Genomic DNA, 14,004 nt, shown 5'->3' with positions numbered 1-14,004 from the left:
AATTAATAGATGAAGATTTGTCTAGATTTCTTTGCGCATCTTCAGTTCATACAAAAAGGCAGGCCACAATGGCCTGCCTTTTTTATATTGGTAACAAAGTAGATTGAAACGTCAAATGCTGACTTTTTTCGTAGCTGTCTGCTGCACATGCTCCATAAACAGTTTAAACAAGTTCAGCATTGAAATATGTTCTTTTGCCATCATTTCTGGATGCCACTGGACGCCGACTACAAATTGATTTCCTTGTTTTTCAATGGCTTCAATGACTCCGTCTTTTGCCCATGCGGAAACTTCAAAGCCTGGCGCTACGTCTTTAATCGCTTGATGGTGAAACGAATTAATAAGAGCTTGATTACCGTAAAGGTCATGTAGGTGTGTTCCGTCTTTAATCATGATGGAATGAGAAGGGTCGCTTGTATTGTTGTATTGATCATGTTTGATAAATGACTCTTTAATGTCTGACATGTCTTGATAAAGCGTGCCGCCGTAAGCAACGTTTAAAATTTGTAAACCGCGGCAAATCGCTAATACGGGCTTTCCTTGATCAATCACATGCTTTAACAATAGATGTTCAGACTGATCTCGTGCTAAAAAAGGTGAACCTGTTTTTGTTGTAGGTTCTTCACCGTATAAAAGGGGATTGACGTCTTGTCCACCTGATAAAATCAACCCGTCTATACTTTCTGCCTGCGCTTTAATCATTTCTTCATCTTCTAGTACTGGCAAGATAAAAGGAACTCCGCCGCTGAGCGCTGTTGATTCGATATAGTCGTTATTCACATACGCTCGCTTATAGCCTGGAAAGCGTCCTCCTTGATCCACAATAATGCTTCCTGATATACCAATTAAAAATCCCACTGTTGTTTTCTCCTTTTTTGTTAAATTACCATTTCTTAAGATGTTTTCTCTTTTTTACTGCGTTGATAAAGTATTTTCAATCGCTTGCTTTATAAGAAATAAATGGTTCTTTTATTCAACTATTATACATATATACCATATTTATTTAATAGAAAATGGTATAATAGCCTCTGTGTGTCAAAAATACTAATTGCCAAAGGTAGAAGGTAGTGCTACAATTGTTCACATTCCTACTATTCTTCTTATTATAGTCGGATTAAAATTTTATACAAGGAAATAGGAGTGATTTTAGTGAAAAGGACTTATTTACTTTTCATCTCTCTTTTAACCATTGTCCTCATGGTAGCAGGGTGCAGTGGTAACGCAAGTAAAAATACTTCAAGTGAAAAAGAAGGAAAAGAAGGCGGAACGCTAAACGTCGCGTCTCAAAGTGAGCCAGCAACGCTAGATGCTCAAATCACTGGGGACTCAGATGTGAAAGATGCAACGCGCAGTATCTATGAAGGGTTAATGATTTTAGACGACAAAGGAAATCCTAAGCCTGACTTAGCGTCTAAAGTAGATATTAGCGATGATAAAAAAACATACACGTTCCAATTAAGAAAAGGGGTTAAATTCCATAACGGTAAAGAAATGACTGCAGATGACGTTGTCGCTTCTATTAACCGCTGGATTAAGCTATCATCCCTTGGGAAAACAAACTTCTCTGGTGCTGAAATGACAAAAACCGGTGATTATACGGTAGAGCTTCATTTACCATCACCAAATGTTAACACGCTATCTTTATTAGCTGATCCAATCCCCGCAGCAGCTATTTTACCAAAAGAAGTGGTTGACAATGCATCTGATGAAGGGATCAAAGACTACATAGGAACAGGTCCATATAAAGTAAAAGAGTGGAAGAAAAATCAATATCTTTTATTAGAAAAATTTAAAGATTATTCTTCGAAAGGCCGCGAAGTTAAGAAAACTCCTCACGTCGATGAAATTAAGATTAGTTTCGTAAGCGATGAGTCAACTAGGATTTCTGGTATTACAACCGGACAATTTGACGTTGCGCTATCTGTATCAAGCGATAATGCCAAACAAGTTGAAGGCAGTCAAAATGCAAAAGTAGAAACATCACCAGGCGGATTTATGGGACTTTTCTACAACGCAGATAAAGGCGTCTTTAAAGACATCAATGCGCGAAAAGCAGTTAACGCAGCTCTTAACTCAAAAGATATCTTAGACAGTTCTTACGGAAGCTCAGATTATTACAAGCTTTCTTCATCCATTGTGAACAAAGAGTATCCAAACTACTACAGTACAGCTGGAAAAGAAGAATATAACCAGCATGATAAGAAAAAAGCAAAAGAATATTTGAAGAAATCTAGTTATAACGGAGAAGAAATTCGCTTAATGGCGTCTCGCGATTACCAAGATCAATACAATACAGCTGTTGTGGTTCAACAAGAATTAAAAGACATTGGTATGAATGTAAAATTAGAAGTATACGACTGGGCGACATTCAGCGATAAAATGAGTGATACAAACCAATGGGACATCTATCCTGTTGACTGGAATGCTCGTTCTACCATCTTCCAAGGATTCTGGACGACAAAAGGTACATCAGTTGAAAAATCAATGGACTACTTAAACAAAATTAAAGCTGCTCCTTCTGTTAAAGAAGCTCGCGGTGACATTGATGCCATCCAGCAATACGTATGGGACGAGCTTCCATTCACGCTTATTGGTCATAAAGTGAACATCAATGCCGTTTCTAACAATGCAAAAGGCTATGAGTATAATTTAGGTCCAATTTTCTACAATATGAGTTTAACAAAATAATATCTTATCATTCTAATAAACAGAGGGCTTATGCTCTCTGTTTTAGAAAGGAGTTTACGATGGGAGCTTATACACTTAAGAGACTTTTTGCACTAATTCCTGTTTTATTCATTGTATCTATTGTTGTGTTCTTAATTACGCGCTTAACGCCTGGGAGTCCCGCAGCAATCATTTTAGGACAAGGCGCAAGTCCGGAACAAATTGCAGCGCTAAGCAAAGAAATGGGATTGGATGAGCCTGTTGTCAATCAATACTTTATCTGGCTATCTAACATCTTTCACGGAGATTTTGGTTATTCCTACTTTTTAAATAAACCTGTGCTCGGGGCAATTTGGGATAACGTAGGTCCTACGGTTTCTCTAGCTATACTTGCGCAAATTTTTGGCGTGGTGTTTGCTTTACTATTTGGTATATATGCAGCTAAACATAAAGGAACGATTCGTGATGAAAGCATTATGGGAGCCAGCCTTTTAGGTATCTCTATTCCTAGCTTTCTTCTCGGTTCATTCCTTATTTTGCTTTTTGCTGTACAGCTTCGAATTTTCCCTGTTTCAGGATACGTTCCGTTAAATGCCGGATTATTTGAATACTTAAAGTATTTAGTTTTACCAACGATTACGCTTGGAGCGATTCAAGCTGCATTAATTACGCGTATGACGCGTTCATCTTTACTCGATACCATTTCTGAGAACTTTGTTAAAACGGCAAAAGCAAAAGGATTAAATGAACGCACAATTATGCTTAAGCATACGCTGCGCGTGAGTTTTTTACCGATTTTAACAGTTATCGGAGAATCATTTGCGGGACTTGTGACCGGAGCGGCAGTAACAGAATCATTATTTAACATCCCGGGATTAGGGCAGCTGATTGTTTCATCAATTGAACGCCGAGATTACGCGCTTATTCAAGGAGCTGTACTTTTAATTACGGTTGCTTACGTGGTCATCAATTTAGTTGTTGATTTGCTGTATGCCGTGATCGATCCGCGTGTACGCAATTCTTATCATGATTAAAGGAGGGTGATGAATGTGAACGCACAACAAAATACAGAGACCATTTCAGTAACTTCAAAGAAAAAAAGAAACCCAGCGGCAGCGCGTTTCTTCTCAAATCGTTTGCTAGTAAGAGGAGCGATACTTATTTTATTATCTATTTTGATTGCTGTTTTTGCTCCGCTCATTTCTCCTTTTGGCAGCTTACAAATCGACCCTGCAAATCGATTAGCACCGCCGTCAAGCACGCACTGGTTTGGAACGGATAACTTTGGGCGAGATGTATTTAGTCGGACAATGTACGGCGTCAGAATATCGTTAATGATTGGAGCCGCAGTAACGATTATTGCTACTGTACTTGGTTTAATCGTTGGACTTTTATCTTCTTATTATAAAATTCTTGATTATATTTTAATGAGAATTTGTGACGGCTTGTTTGCTTTCCCGTCTATTTTACTAGCAATTGCCATCATGTCTGCTTTAGGACCTAAAACAAGCAATGTTATTATCGCACTGAGCCTTGTATTTATTCCTTCGATTGCGAGAATTGTTCGTTCAGCTGCGCTTGTTGTAAAAGAAAAAACATTTATTGAAGCGCTAAAAGCTCAAGGAGCAAGCTCACTTCGAATCATTTGTTTTCATATGGCACCAAACGTCTTATCACCTTTAATCGTTCAAGTAACATACGTGTTTGCCGTGACGATTTTAACAGAGGCTTCGCTAAGCTTTTTAGGAGCTGGAATTCCTGCGCCAACACCAAGCTTAGGAAATATGCTGTATGACGGAAAGCTTGCGATTTACAACGCGTGGTGGATGACCGTGTTTCCGGGTGTATTTATCATTTTAATTGTACTTGGCCTTAATTTATTTGGTGACGGTCTGCGCGATTGGTTAAATCCGAAAAACGTAATGCTGAAGAAAAGGAGGAAAAAACGTTGAGTAACGCCCTTTTAAAATTAGAAGACTTACAAGTAACTTTTACAACGTATAGCGGAGAAGTAACGGCTGTTGACAATGTATCTCTTCAATTAAATAAAGGAGAAGTATTGGGCATTGTCGGTGAATCCGGATCTGGAAAAAGCGTAACGTCCGAATCTATTCTTCAGTTATTAGATGAAGACCTAACAAGCTACGATGGTAAGATTTTGTTTGAAGGAAAAAACTTATTAGACATGTCTTCAAAGCAAATTCAAAAGCTAAGAGGAAACGCAATCTCAATGATTTTCCAGGATCCCATGTCGTCATTAAATCCCGTTATGCCAATTGGAAAACAAATTGCTGAAGTGATTCGTCTGCATCAAAAAGTCTCTAAAAAAGAAGCGCAAAAGAAAGTCGTAGAGCTTTTGAGACTAACTGGCATTCCGTCTCCAGAACAGCGAGCAAAAGAGTATCCGCATGAAATCTCGGGAGGAATGAGGCAGCGCACTATGATTGCGATGGCTTTAGCCTGTGAGCCGAAGCTTCTTATTGCCGACGAGCCAACAACGGCTTTAGATGTAACCATTCAAGCGCAAATCCTTGACCTTATGATGGATTTAAAGGACAAGCTCAACATGGGCGTGCTGTTCATCACCCATGACTTAGGCGTTGTCGCTAATATTTGTACAAAAGTAGCCGTGATGTATTTAGGACAAGTGATGGAAGAAACGGACGTTAAAACGCTGTTTTCAAAACCGCTTCATCCTTATACAATGGGCTTAATTAAGTCGGTTCCTCACTTAGATGGCGACAGAGCAAAAGAGCTTTCGTCCATTCCAGGAACGGTTCCGCCGCTTTCAAACGTGCCAGACGGCTGTCGTTTTGCACCAAGATGCCCGTTTGCAACGGAAAAATGCCATAAAGAAGTACCTGTTTTAGAGCATGCCGATGAGACGCATCGCGTTCGATGCTGGCACTATGAAAAAATTCAAGAAGGAGAGGTTGCGTATGTCTAGTGAAGCAAAGCAGCAAAGCGCCAAGCCCTTGCTTGAAGTTCGCAACCTGCAAAAATACTATCCGGTTCGTTCAGCCTTAGGAAAAGCGAAGGGACAAATCAAAGCGGTTCAAGATTTGTCTTTTGATATTTATGAAGGCGAAACGTACGGATTAGTAGGTGAATCTGGGTGCGGGAAAAGTACAGCGGGGCGCACGCTTTTAAAGTTAGTAGAACCAACGGGCGGGGAAGCACAGTTTAATGGAGAAAGTATTTTCGAATCTAAAGCATCACGCTTACGGACGATTCGTAAAGATTTGCAAATGATTTTCCAAGATCCGCATACTTCCCTTAACCCAAGGAAAAAGATTGGAGCTTCCATTCAAGAAACATTAACAATTCATAATGTAGGCGCAAAAAGCGAGCGAAAGCAGCTTGTCATTGAGTTATTAAAAAAGCTTGGATTTAACGAAGAAGATTACAACCGTTATCCGCACGAATTTTCAGGCGGCCAGCGCCAGCGTATAGGCATTGCGCGTTCATTGATTTTGAATCCAAAGCTTATCATTTGTGATGAGCCGGTTTCAGCGCTGGACGTATCCATTCAAGCACAAATCTTGAACTTACTGCGCAGTTTGCAAAGAGAAATGAAGCTTTCATATCTCTTTATCTCCCACGATTTAAGCGTTGTAAGACATATTGCAGACCGCGTTGGCGTAATGTATTTAGGAAGATTAGTAGAAGAAGGGCCAACAGATGAGATTTTTTCAAATCCTCGTCATCCTTACACAAAACTTCTTTTATCCTCTGTCCCGGCGATTCATGAACATGAAAAACGTGAAAAAATTGAGGTTAAAGGTGAAATTCCTTCTCCTCTTAATCCACCTTCAGGCTGTGCGTTTCATAAAAGATGCCCGTTCGCATTTAACCGCTGCATGAAAGAAACACCTGAAGATACAGTGATTGATAGCAAGCATAAAGTAAAATGTCATCTATATAGTTAAGGTGAAAATCTGTAGCGATAGAGAAAACAACCATATTGATGCAGCAGCATAATTGAATGAATAGAAATGAAAAAGTCACTAGTGTCTCTAGTGGCTTTTTTCTTTGAAAACATCGGGTTCCAAGGGTAGTGAAAAGTCATTATTTAGCATATTAGATTCATTTTTATATAAAAAACGAATATTTTAATGATAATATAGTTCTATAAATATACATAAAAAGGGGTTTTTAGATGAAAAAGGGATCTTTTGTTTTGGGAATTTCACTACTGTTATGTGTAGGTAGCTTAACCGGGTGTAGTTTTTCAGATGAAAAGGAAGCCGCTACAAGCTCTCAAGAAACCAAGGAGAACGCAACAAAGAAAAACGTAGAAGCAAAAGAAGAAAGTAACGAAGCAATCAAGAAAAAAGAGCCTCAAGACAATGCTACAGAAGAGTCGGATAAAAAAACAAATAAAGTCACAGAAAAAGAGAAAGAATCCTCAAAACCAGGGGATAAACAGAAAGAAGATTCTACGCAAGCAGCAGATAAAACTGAATCAGCGTCTAGTCAAGTTGACTGGGGTAGCACGTGGAGCAGAAATATTGATACAGACCCCGCTGGAATAGATATTACTAATTTAAAAGGCGACACGTTTAAGTTCAAATTAAACGCAAATCATTTTGACAACCCAGAAGATGTTAGTACAGGAATTGTGAGTGCAGGGGATGTGGAAGGAATTGCAAAGATTAAAGGAAATGTCGCTACTCAAATAACGGATGATATAGACGGTGGTTGTATGATTACGATGACTAACTATACAAGTTATATAGAAGTTAAAATTCAGCCGAGCTGCACTAGTTCTGGTGGTGGAGTAGGCGTTTATTATGATGGGAAATATCAAAAAGGTGATATAGTGTCACAAGAAGAGAACACCGATAACAATACAACTTCAGAAGATGCCGAACAAGAGAAGCAAGACCAAGAAAAGAGCGAAAAATCAAGTAAAAAAGAAATTCCATCAGGGAAATCACAAAATCTGTTGACACATGAAGAAGCAGAACAGCGTGTAAAAGAATTTTTGAGTTTATCAATGGATAATATGTATTATGTATATGACGGGGATACTCCAGAAGGAAATTATTCAATACGTGTCTATCAATATCAAGAGGCAACAGCCGATTCCACTGAACACGAAGCTTTTTATGGTTTTTATACAGTAAATCCGCAAACTGGAGAAGTAGCTGATGCATATGCTGATTTAAAAGAAAGTAACTAAAATATCTTTATAAACAAAAGACCCCTTACTAACCTATCCATCCTAATATATGGAGATATGAAAACAAAACGTGTTATGATGGTATCGGTGATAATTATGGGTAAAAAAGCAGATAAAACAAACGTAATGCGAATTTTAGATCAGAAAAAAATTGAGTACAATTATTATTCTTATGAAACTAAAAATCTGAGTGGGGTACAGGTAGCTACTTCGCTCGGAGAGGATCTTGCTAAAGTCTTCAAGACACTTGTGACCGTAGGGAAATCAAAAGAACATTATGTCTTCATGGTACCAGTTGAAAAGGAGCTTGACTTAAAGAAAGCGGCAAAAGCAGCTGGTGAAAAGTCCTTAGAAATGATTCCTCAAAGAGAGCTGTTGCCACTTACAGGATATGTTCACGGCGGGTGTTCTCCTATCGGAATGAAAAAGCAGTTCATAACCTTCATTGACTCTACAGCAGAAGACTGTGAAACGATTTACTTTTCAGGCGGGCGTGTAGGTCATCAGATACAGTTACCACTAAGTGACTTATCAAAAGTAATTCGTATACGTCCGGCAGACATCACAAAAGATAGTTGAAATGTAGTTCCCTTGAGCGAAACGCACTTAGACATAAGCGTTTCGCTTTTTTAGTTGCTTTAATTACTGTTGGAATAACGAAAAATAAAAGTAAAAATATAGAAAAAATGATATTATATAGATAATGCATGGGGGTTTTATAAAAAAACTAGGAGGAAGACAGAAATGATTAAATCAATTATTGGTGGGTTCATTTTATCTTTTATTCTTTTAGTAGCATGTACAATAGCTAACGTAAATTCAGAAACAGTACTTTTCACCGCTTTCATTATATTAGTGGGGCTAGCTCTTATCATATCTGGAGCAGCTGTAAGCGGTGATCGAATGAGAGCTAACCTTTCCACAGAATCAAAAACGGACAAGAAGTGGAGAATTACAAACTCTATAAACCTTATGTTAGCTGCCGCTCCAGTTCTCGGGGTATTTCTTCTCATTCATTACTTTGTATAGTTTATTCTTCGACATGTAAGAGCAAGCCGCAAGGTCCTAAAAAAACAAACTAATTATTTTATTCATAAGATAATAGTGAAAAGAGGTGCTAGGGTGAAAGAAATTACTTCAACTGCAGTGAATCCAACAATAAAAAAGCTGTTATCTTATGCCACTTTAGAAGAGAAGGTTAATGAGGAGTATAAAAAATACACGTGTTTGCCAAGTCGGAAATTATATAGTATTGAAGTAAATGGAGACACAGTTAGCTGTATGGGAGTTAAATTTCTTAACCCCAAGGAAGCTGTTATAAAACATATAGCTGTTTTACCAAAAGAGAGAGGGAAAGGAATAGGAAGCAGCATGATTCGCTTTCTTTGTAAGAACTATGATATACATTCTATTTTTGCTGAGACAGATAAAGAGGCAGTAAACTTTTATTCTAAGTTTGGCTTCCAAATAACAAGTTTAGGTGAAAAATATCTCGGAGTGGAGCGCTTTTTGTGTGAATTTAAAGTTCAATGAGATAAATTAAGGTCGCCGATGTAACAAAATTATAGAGCATCTATGGCTGTATATATAATAAGGGATAAGATTAAAATTCAATAATTATCTTAAATTTAGGTTAGAGCTCAGTACAAGTTATGTTTATTCTACATATTATGTCAATGTAAGCAGCTTACACTCACAAGTTGAAAAGAGTATTTTCTTAACCATGTTCTCACTTAAAGAACATGGCTTTTTTCTGTTTGTCATATAAATTAGAAAGCCGAACTTTGTAAAATTTTTGTATTAATAATTAGAAAATATTATATTTTCTAATTAATCAATAGTACAATATATAAATAGAAGGGAGGGTTAACACTACATATATAATAGACAGCAGCCGCTTTTAAAACCCTTATTTTGTTACCTATAAATGATATTGAAATGGATTATTCAACCTTTTTTAAGCGCTCTCATTATATAAGTGATTGGTTGAATAGGTTTTATAGAAAGCAATACAATCTAGCTGTTTAAAAAGATTTACTGGTAAATTACTTACTACTTCATGTTACAGGAGAACCAACATTAAACACTCAAAGAAAAGAGGGATTGCTCATGGCTCATACTAGTGAAGCTGCAAACAACAGGCGTGTTACAAGTAATATTTTTAAGGGGTCTGTTGGAAATTTAATTGAATGGTACGATTGGTACGTTTACTCTGCTTTTGCCGTCTATTTTTCATCGCAATTTTTCCCAGAAGGCGATCCAACAAGTCAGCTGCTTAACACAGCCGCAATCTTCGCTGTTGGTTTCTTAATGCGTCCAATCGGTAGTTTGCTAATGGGACGCTATGCCGATCGATATGGTCGCCGTGCTGCGCTTACCTTATCTATTACCATCATGGCGAGCGGTTCTTTGATTATCGCTTGTACCCCTAGCTATGGCACAATAGGGTTATTATCTCCTATTATTCTAGTACTCGCACGTTTGCTTCAAGGAATCTCCTTAGGGGGAGAATACGGAACGTCTGCAACTTATCTTTCTGAAATGGCGAGCAGCGGGCGAAGAGGATTTTATTCAAGCTTTCAGTATGTAACGCTTGTTGCTGGTCAGCTGGTAGCATTAGGTGTTCAAATTATTCTGCAAAACGTTCTTAGTGAAGCAGATATGATTTCATGGGGCTGGCGTATTCCTTTTGTTATTGGAGCCATCGGCGCGCTAAGCGTTTTATGGCTGCGACGTACCATGGATGAGTCAGAGCAATTTTCTAAAATGGACTCTGAAAGCCGTGAAAATGCAGGGACTATTAAAGCACTTATGAAGCACCCTAAAGCAGTGTTGACCGTTATTGGTTTAACATTAGGAGGAACGGTTGCATTTTATACGTATACAACGTATCTACAAAAATTCATGGTAAACAGTGTAGGGCTGGATAAAGGGGTCGTAAGCTGGATTAACTTCTGTGCGCTGCTTGTATTTGTTGTCATTCAGCCAATAGCAGGGATGCTATCTGATAAAATTGGACGCAGACCTCTGTTAATGAGCTTTGGTATTTTGGGAACATTGCTGACTGTACCGCTGTTTCTTTTTATGAAACAAGCACATAACCCAGTCATGGCCTTTCTATTAATGACAGTTGGACTTATCATTGTAACCGGTTATACATCTATTAACGCAATTGTAAAAGCTGAGCTTTTCCCAACGGAGATTCGAGCTCTTGGTGTAGGATTACCGTACGGACTTACAGTTGCCATATTTGGAGGGACAGCAGAATTTATCGCACTATGGCTAAAAAGTATTGGCCATGAATCAATTTTCTTCTTCTATGTAGCAGGGTGTATTGCCATCAGCTTTCTTGTTTATTGGCGTATGGGAGAATCCTCTAAAGATTCATATATAGAATCTGAGCTGAAGACAGATGACAAAGATGACAACGTCCCGCCAAATAATATCAGCTTTTAATTTTGGTTAAATAAATAATCGTTTGGTAACATAAAAAAGACGGGCTTTTTATAGCCAGTCTTTTTTTATACCCTTAATTCTATAATAGGATTTTCGTATATTATTTAGTGATAATAAGTCCTTGTATGATCTCATTCCAGTAATGTTTAAAACTAGGCTTTATTTTCGGCATTTTGAACACTCCCTTTAAAATTTTCCCAATTGGATAGTCGTTATAGTAAGTTTAATAAAATTAACCAAAGTTGTTACCCAACGCAGAGCGTAACTTACTCTATGAATTTGTACCACTAAAGAGTGAAGAGAAAAATAATGAAAGACATATATGAAAGATAAGATACATAATAAAAGGATTATTTTGTGATATAACGAAATAGAGAGTATATACATCAGAAATAGAGAGAGGGTAAACTTCGTGAATACTTTATGTTCCTTTTTTATGAATCCAGTTTTAAGCGCTTCAACTTTTTTAATAGAATTACAGAGTGCGTTCTTTCGCCCTATTTGGAAAGAGTATAATTATGATGATTACTTTACCTACAAGGTATATGTTCCAAGTACATATACTGGGTTAAGTAAAGTACCATTAATCGTTATGCTTCATGGGTGTCAACAAGACGCAGATGATTTTGCTGCGGGTACGGAAATGAATAAGCTAGCGGAAGAAAAAGGTTTTATTGTTCTCTATCCCCAAATGAATTACTTTGCTAATTCCAACGGGTGCTGGAATTGGTTTTATGAGTATAACCAGTTTCGCGGTAATGGAGAGCCAGACATAATAAAAGATATGATTGATCACATAACCACTAAGTATGCGATTGATTCTACTAATATATACCTTGCTGGCATGTCAGCTGGAGGCTTTATGGCGAATGTGATGGCTATTGCTTATCCTGATATATTTAAAGCGGTAGGCATTCATTCAGCAGGCAGTAATGCGTATGCTGTAGACCTCATAACAGCCGGAGAAGTTATGCTATATGGATCTCTAAATCCTGAATTTGACGGTGATGAAGCTTATAAGAAAATGGGATCTTACGCACGGCCTGTTCCCATCATTACGTTTCATGGCCAATCAGATACAACAGTTAATCCAATTAATGCGTCTACACTAATTCAGCAGTGGATTTATACATATAAGTATTTCGGTATCGACCTACATGAAAATGCTGCTTCTTACACTTCAAGGGAAAACGAAAATCATTATAGTTACATAACTTATGACTACGTAGATGCAGAAAATAAAATCTGGATGAAAAAAATTATGGTAGAGGATATGGGGCATGCATGGTCAGGTGGAAATGACAATGGATCAGATACTGATTCAAAAGGTCCTAATGCTTCAAAAATGATGTGGAATTTTTTTGAAGCACAGAATGTTTAACTAGAATATGAACGAGCGATCAAGATGTACTACTAAATAACATCAGCCTTCATTTTTTTGAAACAAATAATTGTCGACCAACAGCAAAAAAAGGATCTTATCGAAAGATCCTTTTTCTGTTATCAACCAGCATTTCTTAACAAGTAGCTTCAAACCGATTTAACAATACATCTAGATCCTGACTGATTTTAATCGTATTACTACTTGTAAACCCTTCTTCTAGGGCAATCATCATCATCATTTTTCGTATAAATTCTATCTTTATCAGCAGTAGTCTACATTTGAAACACATTAAGTTTCCTCCACTTGCCACGTCATTTTAAAGGTTTAAATTATTGAATTTTTTATGTAAAAACGGTTCAAATCTAAAAATAGAACCTAAAAAATATAGTAACAAATAGATAGTGTCGAAGTCTGTCGTATTTTGAATTCAGATATTTTCATTTAAAAAGAATTAACTCTTAAACGTTTTGCTGGAAGCTGCGCTCTGTCTTAATTATAATTGTTCCACCGGTTGTAAATAACTGACGGAGTAACAGAGCTTCCCCTGTTTTTTGGATATAGGCATAATCAGATTACATTTAGGCATGTTAACATAAGATTGGACTTATTTAAGTTAGTCAACTTTAAACAAAAACATATCTTTTTTTCATTTATTGGTTTCTGTTTAACTATTTATGGCTATCAGGCACTGACAAATAAAGATAAATGATAGGTGAGGGCCGTTTCTAACCGCTATAGACTTTGTAAAAAGCGCAACAAAAAAGCGTCTGTTAAGACGCTTTATATATAATACATATACTGCTCTTCTTTATTGGCATTTGTTGTTTCATGGATTATTTCTTCCGGGATATTGGACGTCCGGTTAGTAAAAAGCATAAACAACGCAATAATTGATGCCACAAAACCTAAAGTAACAATCACAATAAATCCCTCCCTTTAGAATATATATTCTACTTTCATCTTCATTTTCCTATATTTATTTTATACCCTTATTTTATTTTCTCAACACATAGAATAAAAAGAGGGTATGCATCGCCTGAATATCCATCCAAAGTAAATACAATCAAGGGAGCTTAAAAAAGTAGGAAAACATAAAAATTTCTTCGTATTCGGGGCATGAATCATTAAAATTATTAATCATTAAGATAACTTATTTATATTGTACGAATGAAAGAAATTTATATATATTAAAAATACGAAATATTCATTAAATTATACAAGGGTTTGTTTTAAGTTAAAAAGAAAAAAGCTGCTGCTTTAAAGGCAACAAGTAAGCAGTATAAGATTAAGGAGTTACACGGAATATAAAAGT

Annotated in this window: 14 protein-coding genes; 11 read left to right on the top strand and 3 right to left on the bottom strand. The window is 37.0% G+C overall.

All coding sequences use genetic code 11. The features are described from left to right. Positions 1-111: 111 nt before the first annotated feature. Entirely contained in the window at positions 112-858 is a 747-nt protein-coding gene (locus SCI76_RS05150) for a gamma-glutamyl-gamma-aminobutyrate hydrolase family protein (protein ID WP_048021418.1), read from the bottom strand. A gap of 291 nt (positions 859-1,149) precedes the next feature. Here SCI76_RS05150 and SCI76_RS05145 point away from each other — a divergent pair, with 291 nt between their 5' ends. From SCI76_RS05145 to SCI76_RS05095, 11 genes are all read left to right on the top strand, one after another. Continuing rightward, positions 1,150-2,688, top strand: a complete 1,539-nt coding sequence (locus SCI76_RS05145) for an ABC transporter substrate-binding protein (protein ID WP_407545080.1) — start codon at positions 1,150-1,152, stop codon at positions 2,686-2,688. 59 nt (positions 2,689-2,747) lie between these two features. Beyond that, the gene (locus tag SCI76_RS05140; RefSeq protein WP_028413754.1) at positions 2,748-3,701 is read left to right on the top strand and encodes an ABC transporter permease; all 954 of its coding nucleotides are present in this window, start codon (positions 2,748-2,750) and stop codon (positions 3,699-3,701) included. A gap of 9 nt (positions 3,702-3,710) precedes the next feature. Further along, a complete protein-coding gene (locus tag SCI76_RS05135) occupies positions 3,711-4,619 on the top strand; it encodes an ABC transporter permease (RefSeq protein WP_034264721.1) in 909 nt (302 codons plus the stop codon). Further along, positions 4,616-5,614: an ABC transporter ATP-binding protein gene (locus tag SCI76_RS05130; protein WP_407545079.1), complete on the top strand. Its 999-nt coding sequence runs from the start codon at positions 4,616-4,618 to the stop codon at positions 5,612-5,614. The genes SCI76_RS05135 and SCI76_RS05130 overlap by 4 nt, the downstream gene beginning before the upstream one ends. Beyond that, entirely contained in the window at positions 5,607-6,596 is a 990-nt protein-coding gene (locus tag SCI76_RS05125; protein ID WP_394557070.1) for an ABC transporter ATP-binding protein, read from the top strand. Before SCI76_RS05130 ends, SCI76_RS05125 begins: the two co-directional genes overlap by 8 nt. A gap of 230 nt (positions 6,597-6,826) precedes the next feature. After that, on the top strand, positions 6,827-7,852 hold the full coding sequence (locus tag SCI76_RS05120; protein WP_394557071.1) for a hypothetical protein: 1,026 nt from the start codon (positions 6,827-6,829) through the stop codon (positions 7,850-7,852). Positions 7,853-7,948: 96 nt separating this feature from the next. Continuing rightward, positions 7,949-8,431 (top strand): Cys-tRNA(Pro) deacylase, encoded by a 483-nt coding sequence (gene ybaK / locus SCI76_RS05115; protein ID WP_048021514.1) that lies wholly within the window; start codon positions 7,949-7,951, stop codon positions 8,429-8,431. Between the two features lie 165 nt (positions 8,432-8,596). Next, positions 8,597-8,881 (top strand): DUF5316 family protein, encoded by a 285-nt coding sequence (locus SCI76_RS05110; protein ID WP_048021410.1) that lies wholly within the window; start codon positions 8,597-8,599, stop codon positions 8,879-8,881. A gap of 93 nt (positions 8,882-8,974) precedes the next feature. Continuing rightward, positions 8,975-9,385 (top strand): GNAT family N-acetyltransferase, encoded by a 411-nt coding sequence (locus SCI76_RS05105; RefSeq protein ID WP_048021407.1) that lies wholly within the window; start codon positions 8,975-8,977, stop codon positions 9,383-9,385. A gap of 576 nt (positions 9,386-9,961) precedes the next feature. Then, entirely contained in the window at positions 9,962-11,308 is a 1,347-nt protein-coding gene (locus SCI76_RS05100) for an MFS transporter (protein WP_048021405.1), read from the top strand. Positions 11,309-11,720: 412 nt separating this feature from the next. After that, the gene (locus tag SCI76_RS05095; protein WP_275211204.1) at positions 11,721-12,689 is read left to right on the top strand and encodes a PHB depolymerase family esterase; all 969 of its coding nucleotides are present in this window, start codon (positions 11,721-11,723) and stop codon (positions 12,687-12,689) included. A gap of 136 nt (positions 12,690-12,825) precedes the next feature. On the opposite strand, the gene SCI76_RS05090 is transcribed toward SCI76_RS05095, so the two are convergent. After that, positions 12,826-12,981: an aspartyl-phosphate phosphatase Spo0E family protein gene (locus SCI76_RS05090; protein WP_016763750.1), complete on the bottom strand. Its 156-nt coding sequence runs from the start codon at positions 12,979-12,981 to the stop codon at positions 12,826-12,828. 491 nt (positions 12,982-13,472) lie between these two features. Beyond that, complete coding sequence (locus SCI76_RS05085; protein WP_165573386.1) at positions 13,473-13,613, bottom strand: hypothetical protein; 141 nt, start codon at positions 13,611-13,613, stop codon at positions 13,473-13,475. Positions 13,614-14,004 lie beyond the last annotated feature (391 nt).

It is taken from the genome of Priestia sp. HNGD-A6, from assembly GCF_045784335.1.
Taxonomy (GTDB): domain Bacteria; phylum Bacillota; class Bacilli; order Bacillales; family Bacillaceae_H; genus Priestia; species Priestia zanthoxyli.
Note: the sequence above shows the minus strand (reverse complement) of the source record. Positions and strands in the feature narration are given on the sequence as shown.

Excerpts from the sequence above, each read along its gene's own strand:
- SCI76_RS05140 (WP_028413754.1), top strand. The coding sequence starts at position 2,748 with ATGGGAGCTTATACACTTAAGAGACTTTTTGCACTAATTCCTGTTTTA.
- SCI76_RS05135 (WP_034264721.1), top strand. The coding sequence starts at position 3,711 with ATGAATGTGAACGCACAACAAAATACAGAGACCATTTCAGTAACTTCA.
- SCI76_RS05125 (WP_394557070.1), top strand. The coding sequence starts at position 5,607 with ATGTCTAGTGAAGCAAAGCAGCAAAGCGCCAAGCCCTTGCTTGAAGTT.
- SCI76_RS05120 (WP_394557071.1), top strand. The coding sequence starts at position 6,827 with ATGAAAAAGGGATCTTTTGTTTTGGGAATTTCACTACTGTTATGTGTA.
- ybaK (WP_048021514.1), top strand. The coding sequence starts at position 7,949 with ATGGGTAAAAAAGCAGATAAAACAAACGTAATGCGAATTTTAGATCAG.
- SCI76_RS05110 (WP_048021410.1), top strand. The coding sequence starts at position 8,597 with ATGATTAAATCAATTATTGGTGGGTTCATTTTATCTTTTATTCTTTTA.
- SCI76_RS05100 (WP_048021405.1), top strand. The coding sequence starts at position 9,962 with ATGGCTCATACTAGTGAAGCTGCAAACAACAGGCGTGTTACAAGTAAT.
- SCI76_RS05090 (WP_016763750.1), bottom strand. The coding sequence starts at position 12,981 with ATGTGTTTCAAATGTAGACTACTGCTGATAAAGATAGAATTTATACGA.